Below are 20628 nucleotides of genomic sequence, written 5' to 3'. Positions count from 1 at the left end.
GCTGACTGTATATAAAATGGGAGGTAGTGTGTCTATCCCCTCAACACAAGAATATGGGATTGTGTATAAAGGGCCGGACATGAAGGGGAATTATGCTGTCCAAATTAAAGGGGAAAAACAAGAGATTAACCATAAAAGACTAAAGCTCGATATTGCTTCTGAATAGCTATATACTGATGATTATGATTTTGATATTATTTTTGCTTCAAAGGAAAACCGTAAAAAATTGAGAATATTAAGCAAAAGACATGATGAAGACATCTTCAGTAACCACGAGGGATAAGTCATAATAAACGTAGAAAGTAGGGCAAAAATGGATATTCAGTTTACAAAAAAACAGTACGAAACCTTGCTTAAGCTGACGACCTTCGGCACCTGGATGGCGGGGTCAAGCGAAACGGAAATGAGTAATGAGGAATACGACAAATTTCATCAATATATACTCTCGTTTGCTGGTGCCTTCAAAGTGAACGGGATTGCTGATAAAGAAGCTGGCGGTTTTGAAATGAATGAAGATTATGAAAATGAACTGCAAAAGATTATAAATGCCTATGAAGATCTGGTGTTCTGGGATAAGCTGGCTTATTATCTTGCTGCCCGGGAGCTTCAAGAAGAAGCGCGAGATGCAAACTATAGTGAGGAAGAATACTTTACAAGGCTTGTTGAAGTGGAGGATAAGTATCATAATCTCCTTGAGAAAACTGGACTGGAAAAAATAAAAGTAGAGCCGGAATGAGTGTTTTATACGAAAGAATAAACGGGCGTATTATGGAGGAGGGTGGAATCATCCTGGCCTGAATACACTTGCCTGGACTGAATCGATGAAAAAAGCATGCACTTTGTTTTCTTTGTATTGCAGATGCGTTTTTACCGGAATAGGTATATTGTTTCGCTTAGTTGAAGAAATCAAACCGTTCATGATATTTATACAGGAAAAAAGCTAGCTCCTATTTTATCTGATAAAGCTATCTCCCTGCCTCCAGCATTGCTGCTTCTTACGCGGAATGATAAAACGCTTGTAAGTGTGTTTCTGAAACTGGCAAATACCTTATACGGAGCCGTTACGGTATATCATGTCGACGGCTGGATTACATTCTTCGGATTATTAATATATACAGGCATCTCCATGGGGGGGCCTGTTTTTCGTGCATAACCTTATATTGATATTGATTGTTACATATACATTGTGCTCATTATGGGGACGGGATAGGATTATCATCTATCATACTAGTTCACATAGATGAGTATCGCTGCGAATTGAAAACATCGAAAGTCGATAACGAATTTCTTCGCCGAAAAATCTAAAGAGAGCGATTGGTTGTCTTAAGTAGTCGGACCCTTCTGCATTCTCCAGGAGACAGCCTCTAAGAAACATTTTCGGAATCACCCTCGATACTTTAAAAAATCCGCCATTTTTTAGGGTGCTTGTCTAACTTCTATTTAAACACTTGAATACATTAGTTAGAGAGGGGGGATGTGAAATGACAAAAAGGCGGGATAAAGAAAAAAGACCAAAATTTTTAAATCAAAATAAACTTTTTCCATTTAGCCGAATCGGCCATGACAATGATTGCGATAACCGAAACCGGCATCGCGATAACCGGCATCACGACGACCGGAATGACGATGAACGCGATAACCGACGCCGGGGTAAGCGATGCGCATGCTGGCGTCATCGCAGTTACTAAAAACACTGAAAGGACTACTCGCTATTCGGTGAAGGTCCGCTCTTAAAATATAGTGGAAGCCCTTACATTAAAGGGCTTTCTTTTTTTAGGCAAGGAGCATGAAATCAAATATTATAATCCGTTATGGAAATGGTGGGATGGACTAACTTAGTACATCCAACGAATAAGGAATGCGTAAAAGGTTATTAGAGCTTAATGCATAATTATGACTATCCTTCACAATCTAACGAGAGTACATATAGTTAGGGTGAAGATTTTGAAGAATGAATGGGTTTCATTTATACCTTTCTTAGTGGTGATTCCAATTGCTATAAAAACAAAGCAGGTTCTGCCAGGCTTGTTTGCAGGTTTGTTGGCTGGCTCTTATTTGCTTGAGCCCTCGCTCGTTGGCGGCCTTGAAACAATGGTCCGTTTTTTAGTGGAGGGGCTGATTGATTCTAATAATATAAAAATACTGTTGTTTCTGTACTCGTTCTCAGGTTTAATTGGCATGATAAAGGTCTCTGGAGGGATTCGAGGGTTCGTAGAAGAGGCTTCAGCAAGGATACACACTAAACAACAAGCTCTCATTCTCACATATTTTTCTACAATAGGAACTTTTGCCGCACCAAGCTTTCGTTTTGTAACCATTGCCCCAATTATGCGTGCTCTTTTGAAGAAAGTGAAAATGTCAACACAAGAACTTGGTTTTGTGATTGAAACTACGGCCACACCAATAATCGTCCTGATTCCGATTGCTACGGCCTTTGTGGGTTATATGACATCGATCGTTGACATTGCAGTTAAGAATGAACAAATTAATGCAGATCCTTACAGATTATTTATACAAAGCATTCCATTTAACTTCTTTTCTATTGTCATGATTTTGCTTGGTATATATTTAAGCTTTTTCCATCATTCGAAGTCGACACAAAACAGTGACCCGAATCAAATCGGTAAAGAGCCGGACAGCGAAGATGATGATTGGCATAACTGTGATCCCGCAGTAAGCAGTGAGTTGCCTTCAAAACCTTGGAATCTGCTTGTGCCTCTATTCTTAGTAGTGACCCTAACATTAGTTCTCACTTGGTGGGATGGATACAAAAAAGAAAAGGGGTTCATCGGAGCATTCATAAAAGCGGATGTCATGGATGCAATGCTTATATCCCTCCTATTGACTTCCATTTTCACTTTCTTGTTTTTGCGGTTGCAGAAAATGAAAACATCAGATTTATTAAATAGCTTTATTGCCGGGGGAAATGAGTTAATGTCTGTCATCATCTTGCTGGCGATCGTTTGGGGACTTGCTTCCGTAACTGAGAATCTTGGGTTCTCAAGCTTTGTAACAAATCATGCTGGATGGATTCCGGCGTCCGTAGTGGTGCCGCTCGTGTTTCTGTTTGGAGGGGTGTTATCATATTTTATTGGTTCAGCTTGGGGAACATGGGGCATTTTCATGCCGTTAGGAGTAACTTTGGCGCACTCAGCCGACATTTATCTTCCGCTAGTAATAGGCGCTGTTTTTGCCAGCGGGACTTTCGGTGCTCTTGCGTCTCCATTGAGCGATGATACAAACACCATTGCAAGGATACTCAATTTATCTGTTATGGAATATGCCCGCTACAAATTAAAGCCTGCATTAATTGCAGCCGTTATTACCGCAGTGTTATATGGAGCTTCCGTTTTTTTCTGGTAACCATTTAAATCTTATTGATAGAGCCTTTGCACTAGTAGAATCGCAGAGAATATTAAGTCGACAGTGGGTTGAACCAAAAAGGACCGGATCCTCTTTTCGGTGGGATTCGGTCCCCGTGAATGGTGTTTATTGATCGAAAAAATATGAATTTCCGAAATGACATCCCTGTCGCTAGTGATTGAACCGACATTAGGGCTTATCGGGAGGTATTCTATTATTCACGTAAGGCAAATATCTCATCCTTAACCCAGCATGGATGAAATGAGCTGAACAAAGCGGCTGCAGTCTTCTTTTGAAGGAAAGCCAGCTTGGGCGGTTTTGTTGCTGCCGCCGCCTCTTCCATTAAATTCTGTAACATTTTCCTTGAAAATCAGGCCGGGATGAACTTCAGAAAATCCATTATGGGCAAGCATAACCTTGTTTTCACTTTCGGCAACTAACAAAACAACGATATCTGCTTTTTTAATTATTTGTGTGGATAGCAGTTGCACTTCCTTAAATGGAATATCATCAAAACTTTGTATCAAAAAGCCATTTTCAGTACTGGAAAGCATTTTTTCTGCACGGTAAGCTAAAAGTTGCTCTTTTAGGATGGCATTTTCCTTCTCCAGCTTCTTTTGGTCCTGTTGAAGTTTTTCTATACGATCCGCTAATCCATTCCTGTTGGTGCTGAATTTTGCTGATAACGCCATAACTGTATCATGGGTTTCCTGATAATCAGCAATTGCGCGGAAACCGCAAATAAAATAAACCCGAGTGTTGTTTTTCTGTTTTTCTGTCTTTAAAATTTTTAAAGTACCGATTTCTGCTGTTTGTTTTACATGTGTTCCAGCACATGCTGAAACGTCAATTCCATCAATTTCAACGATGCGGATGTTTTCTCTGACCTTGGGCATTTTCCGGATAGGCAGTGATTCAAGTTCTGCTTCCGTAACATAATAGGTATTAATTTTTCGATTTTGATAAATATATTCATTTGTCCGTTGTTCAATCTGTTTTACCATGTCGAAAGTTAGATCAGGAATCTCAATATCGATTGTTACAGTTTCAATTCCCAGGTGGAAGCTTACTGTAGGTGCATTAAAAAGCTCAATGCAGACCGCTGACAAAAGATGCTGGCCGGTGTGCTGCTGAGTATGGTCAATCCTGCGGCGGCTGTCGATTTGGCAGCTTACCTTTTCAGCGGATGGCAGGGAAGGCAAAATATGATGAACGACATCATCCTGCTTAAACACATCCTTCACTGTAAGTCCTGCAATAGCACCAGTATCAGAAGGATGTCCTCCACCTTCAGGATAAAATGCTGTCTCTTCCAAAATCACATCATAAAGGTCTCCCTTTTTTCCATATGATACTATTTTTGTCTCCCATGCGAAGACATCCGGCTGCGAATAATATAACCTTTCCTGCATTAGACATTTTTCCTTCCTCTTTATAATTACCAAGATTATATCATTAACCGCTTCACTATTAGAAAGTACGTATTTAGACGCTGATATTAACCTGTTTTTAAAAGCAGTAGCCGATGAAGAAAGTTTGAGGAGTAGTTAGCATTTTGAAGAGTAAGTATATCATTTAGGCGAGTAGGCTAGAACCTGGATTAAATTAAAATGGAGAAAATCATGAAGGATTTTTGTATATACAGCGCCTGCAAATAATGGTAGATTCGAAGATGATGAAAAACAATAAAATGGGTAAACTGGAAAATGGATATAAAATGGGGTACCAAGTAGGAGGACAATCATTTTTATGAACAGGATACTAGCGGGATACAAAGTAACATTGGAAGTGGACCGGGGAACGGATTTTGGCTTTTACCTTACGGACGGAGAGGAAGACGTACTGCTTCACCGCAGTGAGATCGTAGATGATATAGAAATCGGAGATCAAGTTAAAGTTTTTATTTATTATGATAAGCAAGGGCGACTGGCGGCGACAATGAGGATTCCAGAGGTGCAAGTTGGGAAATACGGCTGGGCTGAGGTTGTAAGTGTTAAGCGGGACCTGGGTGTATTTGTTAATATTGGCTTGGTAAAAGATATTCTCGTATCACTTGATGAGCTGCCTGCCATCATGAGCTTGTGGCCCGCAGAAGGAGATAGCTTGTTTATTACTCTTAAACTGGACAAGCAGGAAAGGCTGTTCGGCCAGCTGGCAACAGAAGATATTATCCAGCGGGAAGCGGTCCCGGCACCAAAGGGTATATGGAACCAAACGATCAAAGGCAATGTGTACCGTTTGTTAAAAGTCGGATCGTTTGTTTTCTCTGAGCAAGGCTACCGCTGCTTTCTTCACGAAAGTGAGCGCAAAAGTGAGCCGAGGCTTGGAGAGTTGGTGGAAGGCCGTGTAATTGATCAAAAAGACGATGGGTCACTTAACATCTCACTTTTGCCTTTTAAACAGGAAAAAATGGATGATGATTCAGAAGCGATCTATACCTATTTACTCAGAAGAGGCGGTGCGATGCCATATGGAGATAAAACCTCTCCCGAGGACATCCAATTCCATTTCCGTATGAGCAAAGGAGCTTTCAAACGAGCTCTTGGGAAACTGATGAAGGACGGTAAGATTTATCAGGAAGATGGCTGGTCATACACCATTGATAAGAAACAGGATGAATAATAAAAAAGGAAAAACCTTGACTGTGGGATTCATCCTCTGTTCAAGGTTTTTCTTGTTAATGTATGTGTTGCTTCTAACATAAATACTTAGAATATCTTTTGTCGGCCCCGCTCTTCTTCGAAATTTCTACCGCTTCCCTGAACCTTAATAAATGGACGAACTTCCCGCTCCCTTAAAAATCTGAGGGAATCATTGGATGTCTGGGTCATCGGATAAATCCATTCAGCCACTAAAAAATGCTCCTTTTGATTTAATTTATCTATTTTCATTTTATGTAAAGATCACTTGTCTTCATGCCTAAAATACATTTAGTAAAATTCTGTTATTGCAAAATATCATCGTAATGTTATCCCAATTTTCTGTTATCTTGTTATTCTGCTGTCAATTGAATGAAATGTTTGTAATAAGACTTTCATCTGTTTGTTCTTTGGATCAGAAAAATGTATGTTAAGATAATTTTTGTTAGCTTATTTCGATCGGAAGTACATAAGCGTTCATAATCGGGAACAAACAGAATAAACAATGTACGATTTACATAGAAAATGGAGGGTTTTAATATGAAAAGATCAATCTTAACTTTTGCGGCGGCAGCAGCATTCACAACAGCGTTTGGTGCGAACGCATCAGCTCAGGAAGTGAAGGTAGCAGAGGGAGATAGTCTATGGAAACTATCTGAGAAATATCAAGTAACAGTGGACGATATTAGATCTTGGAACAATTTATCTTCTGATATCATTCACCCTGGAGATAGCTTGAAGGTCTCAGCTGAGGAATATTACACTATTAAAAAAGGTGACACCCTTTCAGAAATTGCGTGTTCTTACGGTGTAACAGTAGAAAACTTAAAGAAATGGAATCAATTAACCGGAGATCGTATCTTTGCTGAAAAGCAGTTGCTGATCATAACTGAGGGTGTTTATGCGGGGCCGGCAACAGTGGGAGAAACTGTTGCTGCTCAGCATAAACAGCAATCCACGGCTCCTTCGCAGGAAAAGCAGCAAGCAACTGCTCAAGTAAAGCAGCCGGCGTCAGCAAAACCAGCGCCTGCGCAGCAAAATCAGAGTGCAACTGTAAAACCAGCACCTGCTCAGCCAAAACAGTCAGCACCTGTCCGGGAAAAACAGGCAGAGAAGTCTGTGGTCCGTCCAGCAGCTGAACAACCGGCTCAGTCTTCTGATTCAAAAGAAATTATTGTAAAAGCAACTGCTTATACAGCTAGCTGTGAAGGCTGCAGTGGTGTGACAGCAACAGGAATCAACCTGAAGGACAATCCGGATGCTAAAGTTATCTCTGTAGATCCAAATGTCATCCCATTAGGCTCTAAAGTATATGTGGAAGGTTATGGAAATGCAGTGGCCGGCGATACAGGCGGTGCAATCAAAGGAAACAAAATTGATGTTTTCATTCCAAATCAACAAGACGCTATAAACTGGGGCACAAAACAAGTAACTGTAAAGGTGCTTGATTAATTCTAAGTAAGAAGAAGGAGTGGGCATATTGTTGTAACCCGCTCCTTTTTTAACGGATGGAAAAAATACTTTCTAAAATGGCAGATTTATTTTCCAAAATTGAAGAAATACTTTCCAAATCAGAACTTTTACTTTCTATAATAAGTGATTTACTTGACCAAATAGATGTTTAAGCCGATAAATCAAACTGCCTGAACATATTCAGTAACAGCACCGGACTATTTACTAGCCAAAGTGCAGGATTTCCTCGCCAAAACCCAAAATTTAATCGTCTAACGCAGAATATTTAGTTTCTTAAGCGTTTCCGTTTCTAGCAGAAATTTCATATTCACTCTTTGAAAAGGGACGTTATACTAAAAGACTGAAATTTTCCTCTTACAGCCTACCTTTCGTATAAGCAGCAATCCACTACAATAATTTATTCCTATCCTCGTGCTTGTTTTTTTGCACCTGTAAATGGAAGCCACCAGTTCCAGTCGCCAAGGAGCTTCATTAGCGAAGGTACGAGCAGCATCCTAACGATGGTTGCATCGATGAAAATTGCGATGGCGATTCCAATACCGATTTGTTTTACGGGCATTACGCCAGTAAAGGCAAAGGCCCCAGTAATTACGATCATGATCAGTGCAGCGGATGTGATTATTTTGCTTGTGGAGGAGAGCCCTTCAACGGTTGCAAAGTGGTTGTCGCGGGTTTCAAGGTAAATCTCGTGAATCCTCGATATCAAAAACACTTCATAATCCATGCTCAGTCCAAATACAAGCGAAAATACTATGACCGGAATAATCAGTGTTATGTCTGATTTCGGGATGCCAAAATGCCCGTATTGAAAGATCCAGACGAGAACGCCAAAGGTGGCGCTGAGACTAATAGTGTTCATGAGTATGGCTTTTAGCGGAATAACGAGAGATCTGAATGCTAAAAGCAATATAAAGTAGGTGGACAGCAGGATAATCAAAACACCAATCCCGATTTTATTGTATATTTCATCGAATATTTCCTGGTTGAATTTTGCCTGGCCGCCGACCAATACCGGTGCGTCAAAGTCTTTGCTGCTCCATTCCCGCACAAAATCCTTTGATTCTTCAGATGAAGGATTGCCTTTTAAATGGACCTGCATCATGGCCATTTCATCTTGAATAAAACTCTGGGTTACAGGCTCCAATGCAGATTGGCTTTGCGGGTTTTCCAGGGCCATTCTAAGTTCTTTTGCTGATTTTACGTTAGCGGCGGTAAAGACAGAGCTGATTGACTGTACCCGGTAGTCCCGATTCCATTCATCCTCCAGCTTTTTTAATTGCTCAAGTCCGGCAGCAGATTTCCATCCTTGATCTCGCTTGGCGAGAACATAAACAGTGTTACGGCTGCTTTCCGGAAATTCTTTTTGGATATCCTCAAATGCCTGCCTGGATTCATAGCTTTTAGGAAGTGAATCGGCTTTTGGAATGGCGAGTGTCATATCCTTTACCGGTATAATGGAAACCAGCAAAACAGCGAATGCTGCCAGACTGACAATGACGGGACGTCTCATGACAAAGGAGGCAAACTTTCTCCAGCCATTTTCATTCCCGGCTTTCGGCTTTAGCAGCATCCATTTGTTAATATGGTCGCCTAAAAGCAATAGAATGGAAGGGAGCAGGGAAAGAGAAGAAATCACTGCGATTCCGACAACTACCATTCCTCCCGCCGATATCGTTTTAAATATATCGATTTGAAAAACCAGCATAGAAGCTAGTCCGATAAACACGCACACAGCTGAAAAGATAATTGACCTTCCTGCTGTCATAATCGTTTTTTCAATCGCGACATCATGTTGGGAATCATGCAGCTCTTCACGGTATCTATTGATAAACAAAAGGGAAAAATCAATGCTGAGTGCCAGGCCAATCATCGGGACAACATTCAAAATGAAGATGGATAATGGAATATTGGCACTAAGAAGAGTTAGCACTCCGAATGATGCCATAACAGTAATGGCACCTGTGATAATTGGAACAAGGGATCCTGCAACGCTGCCAAACGCAAATAGCAGCACTAAAAGAGCAAAAGGGAGCCCAATTAATTCCGCTCGTTTTAAGTCATCCTGGCTCGCTTGGTTAATATCAAGATTCAAAACAGGCGGACCTGTAAGTTTTATATGCTTATCGTTGCCTGCTATGCCGCGAATATGTTCTACTTGATCCCTCATTTCATCCTGTTCTTCATCAAAGGCTAGAACAGCATAGGAAATCTTATCCTTTCTAAGCTTATCATCCGATAGGGGCGACTGAATTTTTTCGGTTATTTTTTTATCCTGGATGCTTGTGAGTGTTTCCGAGATTCTCCTATTGAAATCTGCATTTTTTTCAGTGGCTTTTTTTTCAAATAATAAAAGAATGGTCGATTTTGGGACTCCAAAAGTCTCCGTTAGTTCTTGCTCAACCTTCTTAAATTCGCCATTTGTCTCAAATCCATCTCCATGCAAAAGACCTGGCAGCTGCAGAGCAAAATAACCCAGACCTAGAGTCAGCAAGATCCAGCCAACCAAAAAAAGCTTATAAAACCTGATAACCAGCTTTGCTATTACTTTCACTGAAGATCCCTCCCATTCGGCAAGCGAACTTCCATTCTTGCTTGTTTTTTAAAAACCCTATGGAATATCCTTTATTTCGTCTCGCTAGATAAGCTATGCACTATTTGTTCCAGCTCACTTATATCCAGGTTTCCTGCTTTCAATGAAGATAGGGCACTTTCAATCAGAAACATTCGAGGGGTTTTAGAATGCAGAAGTTCTTCTTCAATAAAATTAAGCAGTTCTACGTATCTAAACTGATCCCCACAATTGCTAAGCTTTTTTTTGACTGATAGCACTATACTGCGAAGCCTTTGCCTGAAAGCAGGGTTGGCTGAATTGCTTTCAGGCAGCCAGCTCTCTAAAAGTTCTGGCTGAATTAATTGGTCACCAGCTTCTGCGACTTCCTTTACTATTCCAGCAATTCGATCAACGCTATATCGGACGATTTGGTGATAATTAATAATTGATCCGTTTGCCCGTGCGTTATATTTGAGATTATTATGTAAAATACCCATAAACATAATCGCGCAATCCAGCAGATATGGCTGCTTTTCCTTGCCAAAAATCTGTATGAATCGTTTGTATAGCCAACGGAGCACCTTTACTTGCCCAATCCTCATAAACTGCTTGAGATCTTCATCATTTGAAACAAGAACCTCTTCAAAAAGAGTAATCAATCTTTTTCTCCTATTAGTAATCAAGTGTAATTCAACCTGTTTTATAAAGATTTTTATGTCAGCAGGATCCTGACCAATAAGCAGTTCATTCCTCTCTTTTTCAGTATTTTCAAGAATGGATTTAAAAAGTGCGAGTAACAACTCGTTTTTTGATGAAAAGTAATTATAAAATGTTCCTTTTGAAATTCCGCTATAGTCTAAAATATCTTGAATAGAGGTCGCCTGAAAACCTTTTTCAATAAATAATTGGTGTGCCGCTTTTATAACATGCTGCTTTCTCTCATTCATATTATCACCTGTTAATGGAATTGGAATGCCAGTATAAAAATCATAGTACAGGATTCAGTCGATTAATACAAACCTAGTTATAGAGCAGGTTTTTTTGAATTGCAATTTATGAACACATGGTATATGATGTTTTTTGCGTATAATGCTGGTATAAAAAGATGAACTATAAGTACATGGGAGGAAAATATGGACCATTCCGTTCAAACTCCTAGTCGTCCGCCGTATGGCATGCTTGCGGTGCTGATGATTGGAGCATTTATAACTTTTTTAAACAATACCTTATTAAATATTGCCCTTCCTTCGATTATGAAGGATTTGGATATTGTAGCATCGACCGTTCAGTGGCTAACCACAGGATTTATGCTCGTTAACGGGATTCTGATTCCGACCACCGCCTTTCTTATTCAAAAATATTCTGTAAAGCGGCTATTCTTGGTAGCGATGGTTTTGTTTACATTGGGCACCATTCTTTCCGGCTTTGCCCATGCCTTTCCGCTGCTGCTATCAGGCAGAATGATTCAGGCATCCGGTTCGGCCATCATGATGCCGGTATTAATGAATGTTATGCTGGTAAGCTTCCCGATTGAAAAAAGGGGTGCAGCCATGGGGGTTTTTGGACTAATTCTTATGTTTGCTCCGGCAATTGGACCGACATTATCGGGCTGGATTATTGAACATTATGATTGGAGAATGCTATTCCATTTTGTCACACCGATTGCGATTATCGTTTTATTAGTAGGTCTTTTTCTTCTTAAGGATAAAAAAGAAAAAGTTGATCTTCGACTCGATCTTTTCTCGCTTGTATTATCAAGCGTAGGGTTTGGCTCATTGCTGTACGGCTTTAGCTCTGCCGGAAGTAAAGGCTGGGATAGCAAGCAGGTTTATTTAACTATTATTGTTGGCGTCATTGCCTTGGTATGGTTTATTTTACGCCAATTAAAGCAGGAACAGCCAATGCTTAACTTTAGAATTTTCAAATACCCTATGTTTGCGTTATCGTCGGCAATTACTATTGTCCTTAACATGGCCCTGTTTTCAGGAATGCTATTAATCCCTATCTACGTTCAGACACTGCGCGGGATTTCACCGCTAGATGCAGGATTAATGATGCTGCCGGGAGCAGTAGTGATGGCGCTTATGTCTCCGATTACAGGAAGATTGTTTGATAAGTTTGGGGGACGAATATTATCAATCATTGGTTTGGCTATTACAGCTATAACTACTTATTTCTTCAGCAGGCTGACATTTGATATATCATATACTAACCTCGTTATCTTAAACTCGGTGCGGATGTTCGGTATGTCGATGGTAATGATGCCTGTTTCTACTAATGGACTAAATCAATTGCCACCACGTTTTTATCCACACGGAACTGCCATGAACAATACGTTGAACCAAGTGTCAGGTGCTATTGGTACTGCACTATTAGTAACGATCATGTCCAACCGTACAGAAACGCATGCCGAAGAGTTGGGTAAAGAGGCCATGAAGGGTCTAACTGCTCAGCCAACGGCGGATCAGATCGCACAAATGAAGCAGGAAATTGGCATGAAAGCAATGCTGGAAGGTATTAATGATGCATTCCTGGTTGCAGCTGGACTTGTTGCAGTTTCCCTTATCCTTGCATTCTTTATCAAGCGGGCAAAACAGGCCCCGGATACTGAAACACCTCAAGGAAACCCAGCTGCCACTGAAGGCTCCAATAACTAAATGAATGTAAATTTAGGGTGCGGGAATAAATGAATGCTTTTGTTTTTTAAGCTAATTGCTACTTGCCGCCGATTCCATTAATTAAGTGATTCCTCAATTGAATCGATTGCCCCTTACTATAGCGTAGGGGGCTTTTATATTTTTTTGTTCGGTATTACCAGGTAACAGGATACTGATCTGGGAAGGGGAAAAGTGGTTTTAAATTGAAGTTTTAGGAGATTCGGTGTTTATTTTAATGTAAGATGAATATATAGACCAAAAAATAAGAAATGGCAGCTTGGCGGGAAGGTAGGCATTATATGATTAAAGGAAAAGTGTGGTTGGTGGGAGCAGGTCCGGGAGATATTTCACTGATAACGGTAAAGGGATTGAACGCTATAAAAAATGCAGAAGTCATTTTATATGACCGGCTGGTGAACCCAAAAATCCTAGACTTTGCTCCTGACGGGTGTGAATTCATATATTGCGGCAAGTTGCCTGACAGACATTTTTTACGGCAGGAAGCGATTAACCAGCTTATGGTAGATAAGGCTTCTGAATTTGAAAGGGTCGTCCGGCTTAAGGGCGGTGATCCCGGAGTTTTCGGCCGGGTAGGAGAAGAAGCTGCATTCCTGGCTGAACATGAAGTGCCGTATGAAATCGTTCCCGGGATAACATCCGGGATAGCCGCAGCAATGTATGCCGGTGTTCCTGTGACACACAGGGAATTTGGCGAATCATTCGCTGTAGTGACTGCCCACGATAAATCAGTGGATGGAAAGCCCAACTTAAACTGGGAAGGGATAGCCAATGGCATTGATACGGTAGCATTTTACATGGGAATAGCCAATTTGCCGTTTATTTGCGAAAAATTAATTGAACATGGCAAAGCTCCTGATACCCCTGTGATGCTTGTTCAGTGGGGAACATACAGCAGACAAAAAGTTTTGCAAGGAAATTTAGCAAACATTTCTGCATTAGCCGTGAAAGAAAAGTTCAACAATCCATCCATTACACTTGTAGGTAATATCGTTTCACTGCGTGAAAAGCTGAATTGGTTTGAAAAAAAGCCTTTGTTCGGAAGGCAAATTCTGGTCGCACGAAGCAGCAGCGGGGCAAGTGAACTGGCTGAAAGGCTTGCAGAACGGGGAGCGGATGTAATCGAATTTCCAAAATGGAAATATGAAATAGTTATGCCGGATGTGCAGCTGCTTGAAAAGCTGCCGGGCTTCAAGAAGATCCTCTTTACTTCACCACGGAGCTGTGATGCTTTTTTTAAAACGCTCAAAGAAAGAAAAATAGATATAAGAAAGATAACTGCAGACCTGTATGGATCTTCAACAACACTTTCTGCTATTGAAAATCATGGTTTTTCAGCATTACCGAAGGAACAAATAGATAAAGACAACGTTCTGATTGTTGGGGAGGAGAGTATGCTGGCCGATAAACTCTCTTTTACACAGCAGTTCGGTTCCTGTGATTTCTGGATCACTGGGCATAAGGTAATGGATGATAAATATTTGCCGTTGTTTGAACGAATGCTGCAAGAGGCGGATATTGATACAGTGATCTTCCCAAGCAGTAGTTCAGTGAGAGGGCTGGATCAGGGATTGACCAACCTCGGAGAAAATTTTGGAGCTTTTTTACAGGGAAAACAAACAATGGTAATGGGAAAGCAAACAGCTGCAGCCTTGAACGATTTCTATAAGGATCATGTAGAAATAGCGGAAAAACCGACAATTGAAAGCATCATTCAATTGGCTGAGCAAGTCCGTCCCTGATCTTAACTTCAGCTATGAATGGAGCAGGAATGAAAATGGAAGAACGCTTTTCTTAATTGAAGGATGGGCAAAGCGGTATCCTAAAACAAGGAGAGAAGAAGTTTTATGAGCGGATATTCCATCATGCTAGATTTAAAAGGCAAACGGGTACTTGTGGTTGGGGGCGGTAAGGTTGCAGAAAGAAAAATACAGGGACTTCTGGAAGCAGAGGCTAATGTCACAATCGTCAGCCCATCCCTGACGTCAAAATTGGTGCGGCATACGGAGCAAAACTTATGCATTTGGCATAGCAGGGAATTTAAACCTGAGGATACGATGGATGCCTATATTGTAGTAGCTGCCTCAAATAGCAGTGAAATCAATCAGGCTGTCAAAGAGGCCTGTAAACCACACCAGTTGGTCAATATCGCAGATGATCCGGCAGGTTCCAGCTTCCATACGGCTGCAGCTTTTAAAAGGGGTCTGCTTACAATTTCAGTATCAACTTCCGGCGCGAGCCCTTCTTTGGCGGTCAGACTAAGGCGTGAACTGGAAGAAAGCTATAGCCAGGAATATGAACAATTTACATATTTTTTATTTGATGTCAGAAAGAAAATTATAGAGAGTTCACTTAATTCTAATCAGAAAATAAAACTGCTTCAAGAAATTGCCTCCGACTCATTTTTTCGGGCGGGGAATTGGGAAGATGAATTTAACAAGCTGTTTCATTAAGAGCTGCTGCAGTGTTTGATGGAACACTGCAGCGGCTCTTTTACAAGACATGAGGGGTTTTTCCTGATTTTGGATCTCGGAAATTGTCGTGAAATTGATTCACTGATAAAATCCTCGTAGTTGGCGATAAAGGTAAAAAGTTGGCAAAAGCAATAAAAAAAGAATGGTACCCAGAACGGTATGTTTTAATGATGATTACTGAAACAACAAAGAAGTTGATGTTTTTGTTTAAAATCTTGCTGAAAAACTATATAGAAGTAGTCAAGGTGGGTACATCTCTTGTAAAAATCATCAATATTAGTTAAAAAACAAACCCGCTTTTCAAAGTTCTTCATTTTATTTAGTACCTTACTCCCGAGTTATACCCCCTTACAAACGAGCGTAAAAATCCATCGGCCGATTCTAACCTATATCTCTTAAATTAATGAAAAATCATTAAAAAAGCGATACAATTATATCATTCTGCTTACCATAGTTTGCGCTACCTAATGATTTTATAAGACGCGACCAAGAATAGAGGGATAAGTTTTGATTAAAAAAGCAAGAGAGTATCTAAAAAAGTATTTTGGCTATGACTCGTTTCGGCCTGGCCAGGAAAAAATTATTGAATTTGTTTTAGATGGTGTTCCCGCTGCAGGAATTATGCCGACTGGCGGCGGTAAATCGGTATGCTACCAAATTCCTGCACTGCTTCTCCCTGGCTCTACTCTCGTTATCTCCCCGCTCATTTCCTTAATGAAAGACCAAGTAGATTCACTGGTTCAGGCTGGAATCCCGGCAACCTTTATCAATAGCTCGATAACCGCTTCAGAGGTAAGCAAAAGGCTGGATGATGCGGTAAAGGGCCGCTACAAATTAATCTACATGGCTCCTGAACGGCTGGAATCTCCTTACTTTTTGGAAGAGCTTAAGCAATTGGATATCTCCCTCGTTGCAGTGGATGAAGCACATTGCATTTCTCAATGGGGACACGATTTTCGGCCTAGCTATTTAAAGATCAGCTCTTTGATGTCAAAGCTGCCTGGTAATCCTCGAGTATTGGCGTTAACCGCTACTGCTACACCTACGGTAAGAGAGGATATTTGCAGCTTGCTCGGCATCTCGGAAGAGAATACAATCATTACCGGCTTTGAACGGACCAATCTATCATTTTCAGTTGTAAAGGATGAAAACAGCCTAACATTCCTTGAACGTTATTTGTCAAAAAACAAACAGGAATCCGGCATAGTATACGGAGCAACGAGAAAAGAAGTGGATAATCTTTATCAGTACTTATTGAAAAAGGGCTACAAGGCCGGCCGCTACCATGCCGGGATGAATGAATCTGAGCGTGCCAGCCAGCAGGAACTGTTTTTAAACGATGATATCAAAATAATGGTTGCCACATCAGCCTTCGGAATGGGAATTAATAAAACGAATGTACGAATGGTTTTTCACTATCAAATGCCCAAAAATATGGAGAGCTATTATCAGGAAGCAGGCCGTGCAGGGCGGGATGGCCTTGATAGTGAATGCATCCTGCTTTATTCCGCTCAGGATATTAGAGTTCAGCGCTTTCTTATTGACCAATCAAGTACCTCTGATTCTAGAAGAGAGCAAGAACTGAAAAAACTGAACCAAATGAAGGATTACTGCCATACGGAAGATTGTTTGCAATCATTTATCCTGCAGTATTTTGGGGAAGAGAATTCCGAGCCCTGCGGCCGATGCGGCAATTGTCTTGATACTCGGTCTGTAGAGGATGTTACCGTAGAAGCTCAAATGGTTCTGTCATGTATGATTCGAATGGGTGAACGGTTTGGCCGTACACTGATCAGCCAGGTACTGGCAGGGTCAAAAAATAAGAAGATAGCTGATTTTGGATTTGATAAACTATCTACTTATGGGATTATGAAACAGAGGTCAGCGAAAGAAATAGCAGAGTTCATTGATTTTCTCGCTTCCAGGCAATATATCGGAATTTCCGGAGGGCAATACCCCGTACTTGATGTAACCAACCTGGGAAAAGAGGTATTGCTAAACAAGGAAAGGGTACTGAGGAAGCAGCAACTTACAATCACTGCTGCTCAGACTGATGACGTTCTGTTTGAAAAGCTTCGGGCTGTTAGGAAAGAACTTGCGGCCGGCGAAGGAGTACCGCCGTTTATCATTTTTTCAGACGCTGCTTTAAAAGACATGAGCTTAAAACAGCCTCAAACCAAGGAGGAATTCCTTCAGGTTAAAGGAGTCGGTGAACAAAAAGCAGAACGGTATGGAGCAGCATTTCTCAAGGCAATCAGTGGTTATCTTAGTCAAAATCCTGTTGCAAAAGCAGAACCAATTCAAAGCATTAGTACGAAACAGCAAGTAAAAAAAGGAAGCTATCTGGATTCTTATAAACTATATAACTCCGGTGCTTCATTTGATGAAATTGCTGCACAGCTTAATCTGTCAGTGGTAACAGTCGAAAACCATATTATTCGCTGTGCACAGGAAGAAATGCCTCTGGATTGGGAACAGATTGTTGGTAATTCAGAGCAGGAGCTAATAATTAATGCCATAAGGAACATTGGAGCTGAAAAGCTAAAACCTATTAAAGAGACTTTGCCTGAAAATATCAGTTATTTTCAAATCAAAGCAGTTCTTGTAAAATACCCGGCAGTCACATTTCAAAAAACTCCTTAAAGTGTAACTAATCCTATTGCGGCAAATAAAACATGAGCAAAATGAATATACTAACGAAAGAAGCGGTAGCGCCCTGTTTAACAAGGAACGCCGACAAAAGGAGGCTGCTCATGTACTTTGCTAAGAAGAATGCAGAAGAACAGGTTACCATAATGGAAGAAACAGTTGTGTATGCCTGCGAATCCGAGTTGTGCAACGGCTGGATGCGCCAGGAATTTGTCATGGATAATCATTCCTGTCCGATGTGCGGAGGAGCACTGAAGGAAGAGGTTCGGGAATTGCCTCAAATAAGAAATGATTTTCGCACTTTTAGATAACGAAAAACGCCTGAAAACATATTCATTTTCACCAAAAAAGGACTCCGTCATGTGACAGGGTCCTTTTTAATCTAGCCCGATAAAATATTACTTCAATACCTTTGCCATTTTCACGGTTTCCGTTCTGAATCAAATTGTTCATATCAGTATTTATCGTTCTATTATTAAAAGGAATTGTTCATTAAATCTTATTGAACAGGATTTGGGGCTGCTGGAACTTCATTTGGCATGCCGAGTTTAATAGTCCCGATTTGATCAATGTTGGCATTCTGTGCACCTGAAAAAGTTACCGTCCGGAAACCAAACTCTTTGGCGGACAGCAAGATAGCATCGAGCATCATCACGAAGGTTTCATTGTCCATTAATCCGCTATCAGCTGTAAACTTAACTTCAGCATGGCTGCCTTCAATCAATATATTGCTGATATCCACCCCGCCTGGGATAGGGGCATGGAGTGGTGCCTGGAGGGTAAACTGCTCGCTTTCCATGGCATTCAGTGCCTTAGAAAAGTCGGGATAAGTATCCGGCGATGGAACGAGAAACGACGGATAATCCTGTCCATATATATATTGGAAATAAGCTTTTTTTCCTTCAGCGACAAGTGGAATACTGGTGTATTCGGTATTGCCTAGAATTGTACCTTTTTGGCCCTGAGTCTGAAACTCAATTTGGTTATATCCGTGCCAGCGGAAGGACTCTTTCAGAGAATCCATAAAGGCGGTCCCGGCCGATGATACACCTAAGGAACTGTTTTTTATCATATCTACCACAAGTGTCTTATTGCCATTGGCGTCAGAAGCTTCAGAAAATGTGGCATGGTTTTTAAAATCCAGCGGAGCCAGTCCCCACTGTTCATTTTTCATCTTGTCAATGTATTTAGTGTACAGAACGGCAGGGGAAGCATTTTCTTCTACAGCCATGCTTACTGGAATATTCAGTGGCATAATGAGCCCTGCCTGATCCATGCCTGTAATCGAAAATGTTATGAAATTCTGATCAGGCATTATAACAAAACGCTTCTCCGTTGATGAAGCCTTTTTTTCTATAGGTGCTGCCGTAGAAGCGTCTTCTTTAGAGTTGAGGCCAGCAGTGTTTCTATTTCTGTCGTTTTGAAAGATAGATGTACTGATCAAGGCAAAAAGCAGTATGGCCGCTGCAGATGCTGCAGCAGGCATTACCCAGCCCAAACCCTTCCGTTTTTTGGAGAGCTTTTCAGCGCGCTCCAAAATTTCCAGCATTTTCCGGTTATCTCTGACCTCAGGCATTTGTTGCAGAATATTTTCTATATCACTATCTTCGTAATTGAATTTTTTCATCGATGGATTCCTCCTTCTCTGATAATTCTCTCATGTTCGCTTTTAACACCTGAATGGCCCGATGCTGCGTGGTCTTGACTTTTCCTTCCGTCCAGCCAAGAATTTGGGCAGTTTCTGAAATGGTTAGTGATTGAATATAGCGCAAAATCACCACGGAGCGTTGGTCAACGGTACATTTGTCCATACAGCGGTACATCTGCTGGATCATTTCGTTCTGGACAGCGATTTCTTCCGGTAGGGGGGAAGTATCAAGGATTGGCCGCTTCGTTAAATCGAATGCTGAAAAGATTCGCTGACTCCATCTGTTCTGTTTGCGGAGATAATCCAAAGCGGCATGGCGTGCTATTGAAAAAATCCATGTTTTTTCACTGCTCCGTCCTTCAAATCGGTCATAAGAATTCAAAACTCTTATATATACTTCCTGAACCAGGTCTTCTGCCTGTTCCCGGTTTTTTACCATATAAAATAAAAATTGAAAAAGGTTTTGGTGATATTTATCATATAACTCTTGGAGCTTGCTGTTCATGTCAAACCTCCTGTAAAAATTAGTCGTCTATAGGAGAATAAAGTTTCGGTCCTTAAATAATATTTACAGCTAACATTCTATCACCAGCAAACGACTTTCACTATAAAATTTTTCCAAATAATCCTAAAGTTGGAGTGACTCTGGATTGCTGGCGCGATTAAAGTTCCTAAATTACTTTGACAAATATAAATAACCGTGCTACAATTCAATTTCTGATGTTTATATTTCCTAGGAACGGGAAAAGAACATTAGGAGGGTAAATTGCATGAACATTTTATTAAAGCAAATGTGATTTAGTATCGCACATACGGATTTCCCACAGTCTTAAGCTGCTGGTGATGCAGAAGTCCGTAAACAATTTCCGCAGATGAAATTCTTCGTTCATATAACTCCTTAATTACTTTTATCCATGTAAAAATCATTAACGGTTGGAACGTCTTCACCTTTAATAAAATGCTTGAATCTGATTCTACTGGCGCGGTCTAGGAACCGTAAGGATGAGAGAGAGGCAGGGCTTTCATTGTTTTAGGTTGAAACGCGATATACTCTCCCTAGTCTTCATTTATGAATCGAAGGCTATGATCACCGGTCTTTAGTGCAGGAATTATCCTGGCAAGACCGGTAAATGCTACTTTAAAATAAAAAAATCCT

The 20628-nt window shown here is 40.8% G+C and carries 17 protein-coding genes; 11 read left to right on the top strand and 6 right to left on the bottom strand.

Features of this window, described 5'->3' with window-relative positions; translation table 11 throughout:
* Positions 1 to 28 precede the first annotated feature (28 nt).
* The 4 genes from D0469_RS21205 (at position 29) to D0469_RS17230 (ending at position 3363) form a co-directional block, all read left to right on the top strand.
* Entirely contained in the window at positions 29 to 166 is a 138-nt protein-coding gene (locus D0469_RS21205; RefSeq protein ID WP_158553552.1) for a hypothetical protein, read from the top strand.
* 147 nt (positions 167 to 313) lie between these two features.
* Entirely contained in the window at positions 314 to 736 is a 423-nt protein-coding gene (locus tag D0469_RS17240) for a hypothetical protein (RefSeq protein WP_117327962.1), read from the top strand.
* Positions 737 to 1481: 745 nt separating this feature from the next.
* Positions 1482 to 1688, top strand: a complete 207-nt coding sequence (locus D0469_RS17235; RefSeq protein ID WP_117327961.1) for a hypothetical protein — start codon at positions 1482 to 1484, stop codon at positions 1686 to 1688.
* Between the two features lie 256 nt (positions 1689 to 1944).
* A complete protein-coding gene (locus tag D0469_RS17230; protein ID WP_117327960.1) occupies positions 1945 to 3363 on the top strand; it encodes a Na+/H+ antiporter NhaC family protein in 1419 nt (472 codons plus the stop codon).
* A gap of 242 nt (positions 3364 to 3605) precedes the next feature.
* Here the strand turns inward: D0469_RS17230 and D0469_RS17225 are convergent, their stop codons facing one another.
* Positions 3606 to 4775 carry an alanyl-tRNA editing protein gene (locus D0469_RS17225; protein WP_117327959.1) on the bottom strand — a complete coding sequence of 390 codons (1170 nt, stop codon included), beginning with the start codon at positions 4773 to 4775 and terminating at the stop codon, positions 3606 to 3608.
* Between the two features lie 337 nt (positions 4776 to 5112).
* On the opposite strand from D0469_RS17225, the gene D0469_RS17220 reads away from it, so the two are divergent.
* Positions 5113 to 5985 carry a CvfB family protein gene (locus D0469_RS17220; protein ID WP_117327958.1) on the top strand — a complete coding sequence of 291 codons (873 nt, stop codon included), beginning with the start codon at positions 5113 to 5115 and terminating at the stop codon, positions 5983 to 5985.
* Between the two features lie 86 nt (positions 5986 to 6071).
* On the opposite strand, the gene D0469_RS20865 is transcribed toward D0469_RS17220, so the two are convergent.
* On the bottom strand, positions 6072 to 6215 hold the full coding sequence (locus D0469_RS20865) for a hypothetical protein (protein WP_158553550.1): 144 nt from the start codon (positions 6213 to 6215) through the stop codon (positions 6072 to 6074).
* A 327-nt stretch (positions 6216 to 6542) separates the two neighbouring features.
* Here D0469_RS20865 and D0469_RS17215 point away from each other — a divergent pair, with 327 nt between their 5' ends.
* Positions 6543 to 7454, top strand: coding sequence for a 3D domain-containing protein (locus tag D0469_RS17215; RefSeq protein WP_117327957.1), 912 nt, complete (start codon positions 6543 to 6545; stop codon positions 7452 to 7454).
* 424 nt (positions 7455 to 7878) lie between these two features.
* Here the strand turns inward: D0469_RS17215 and D0469_RS17210 are convergent, their stop codons facing one another.
* Both D0469_RS17210 and D0469_RS17205 read right to left on the bottom strand, forming a co-directional pair.
* Complete coding sequence (locus tag D0469_RS17210; protein ID WP_117327956.1) at positions 7879 to 10026, bottom strand: MMPL family transporter; 2148 nt, start codon at positions 10024 to 10026, stop codon at positions 7879 to 7881.
* Between the two features lie 71 nt (positions 10027 to 10097).
* Positions 10098 to 10973 (bottom strand): TetR/AcrR family transcriptional regulator, encoded by an 876-nt coding sequence (locus D0469_RS17205; protein WP_117327955.1) that lies wholly within the window; start codon positions 10971 to 10973, stop codon positions 10098 to 10100.
* Between the two features lie 186 nt (positions 10974 to 11159).
* Between D0469_RS17205 and D0469_RS17200 the strand changes: the two genes are divergently transcribed.
* The 5 genes from D0469_RS17200 to D0469_RS17180 all read left to right on the top strand — a co-directional run bounded on the left by D0469_RS17200 (position 11160) and on the right by D0469_RS17180 (position 18135).
* Positions 11160 to 12683: a DHA2 family efflux MFS transporter permease subunit gene (locus D0469_RS17200; protein ID WP_117327954.1), complete on the top strand. Its 1524-nt coding sequence runs from the start codon at positions 11160 to 11162 to the stop codon at positions 12681 to 12683.
* A 299-nt stretch (positions 12684 to 12982) separates the two neighbouring features.
* Positions 12983 to 14443, top strand: coding sequence for a uroporphyrinogen-III C-methyltransferase (gene cobA / locus D0469_RS17195; RefSeq protein WP_158553548.1), 1461 nt, complete (start codon positions 12983 to 12985; stop codon positions 14441 to 14443).
* A 105-nt stretch (positions 14444 to 14548) separates the two neighbouring features.
* On the top strand, positions 14549 to 15154 hold the full coding sequence (locus D0469_RS17190; RefSeq protein WP_117327952.1) for a precorrin-2 dehydrogenase/sirohydrochlorin ferrochelatase family protein: 606 nt from the start codon (positions 14549 to 14551) through the stop codon (positions 15152 to 15154).
* Between the two features lie 528 nt (positions 15155 to 15682).
* Positions 15683 to 17818 (top strand): DNA helicase RecQ, encoded by a 2136-nt coding sequence (gene recQ / locus D0469_RS17185; RefSeq protein ID WP_117327951.1) that lies wholly within the window; start codon positions 15683 to 15685, stop codon positions 17816 to 17818.
* Between the two features lie 110 nt (positions 17819 to 17928).
* Positions 17929 to 18135: a cold-inducible protein YdjO-related protein gene (locus D0469_RS17180; RefSeq protein ID WP_233523100.1), complete on the top strand. Its 207-nt coding sequence runs from the start codon at positions 17929 to 17931 to the stop codon at positions 18133 to 18135.
* A 188-nt stretch (positions 18136 to 18323) separates the two neighbouring features.
* Here D0469_RS17180 and D0469_RS17175 read toward each other — a convergent pair whose 3' ends face one another.
* Both D0469_RS17175 and sigX read right to left on the bottom strand, forming a co-directional pair.
* The gene (locus D0469_RS17175) at positions 18324 to 19451 is read right to left on the bottom strand and encodes a hypothetical protein (protein WP_117327950.1); all 1128 of its coding nucleotides are present in this window, start codon (positions 19449 to 19451) and stop codon (positions 18324 to 18326) included.
* Positions 19426 to 19977 (bottom strand): RNA polymerase sigma factor SigX, encoded by a 552-nt coding sequence (gene sigX / locus D0469_RS17170; RefSeq protein ID WP_117327949.1) that lies wholly within the window; start codon positions 19975 to 19977, stop codon positions 19426 to 19428. Before sigX ends, D0469_RS17175 begins: the two co-directional genes overlap by 26 nt.
* Positions 19978 to 20628: the final 651 nt, after the last annotated feature.

Origin of the sequence: Peribacillus saganii (genome assembly GCF_003429095.1) — a bacterium.
In the GTDB taxonomy this organism is placed as follows: domain Bacteria; phylum Bacillota; class Bacilli; order Bacillales; family DSM-1321; genus Peribacillus; species Peribacillus saganii.
This window is presented reverse-complemented; position numbering and strand designations above follow the sequence as displayed.

Coding starts and splice junctions, on each gene's coding strand:
- D0469_RS17235 (WP_117327961.1), top strand. CDS start 1,482: ATGACAAAAAGGCGGGATAAAGAAAAAAGACCAAAATTTTTAAATCAA.
- D0469_RS17180 (WP_233523100.1), top strand. CDS start 17,929: ATGTACTTTGCTAAGAAGAATGCAGAAGAACAGGTTACCATAATGGAA.
- D0469_RS17200 (WP_117327954.1), top strand. CDS start 11,160: ATGGACCATTCCGTTCAAACTCCTAGTCGTCCGCCGTATGGCATGCTT.
- D0469_RS17225 (WP_117327959.1), bottom strand. CDS start 4,775: ATGCAGGAAAGGTTATATTATTCGCAGCCGGATGTCTTCGCATGGGAG.
- cobA (WP_158553548.1), top strand. CDS start 12,983: ATGATTAAAGGAAAAGTGTGGTTGGTGGGAGCAGGTCCGGGAGATATT.
- D0469_RS17205 (WP_117327955.1), bottom strand. CDS start 10,973: ATGAATGAGAGAAAGCAGCATGTTATAAAAGCGGCACACCAATTATTT.
- D0469_RS17215 (WP_117327957.1), top strand. CDS start 6,543: ATGAAAAGATCAATCTTAACTTTTGCGGCGGCAGCAGCATTCACAACA.
- D0469_RS17190 (WP_117327952.1), top strand. CDS start 14,549: ATGAGCGGATATTCCATCATGCTAGATTTAAAAGGCAAACGGGTACTT.
- sigX (WP_117327949.1), bottom strand. CDS start 19,977: ATGAACAGCAAGCTCCAAGAGTTATATGATAAATATCACCAAAACCTT.
- D0469_RS17220 (WP_117327958.1), top strand. CDS start 5,113: ATGAACAGGATACTAGCGGGATACAAAGTAACATTGGAAGTGGACCGG.
- D0469_RS17240 (WP_117327962.1), top strand. CDS start 314: ATGGATATTCAGTTTACAAAAAAACAGTACGAAACCTTGCTTAAGCTG.
- D0469_RS17175 (WP_117327950.1), bottom strand. CDS start 19,451: ATGAAAAAATTCAATTACGAAGATAGTGATATAGAAAATATTCTGCAA.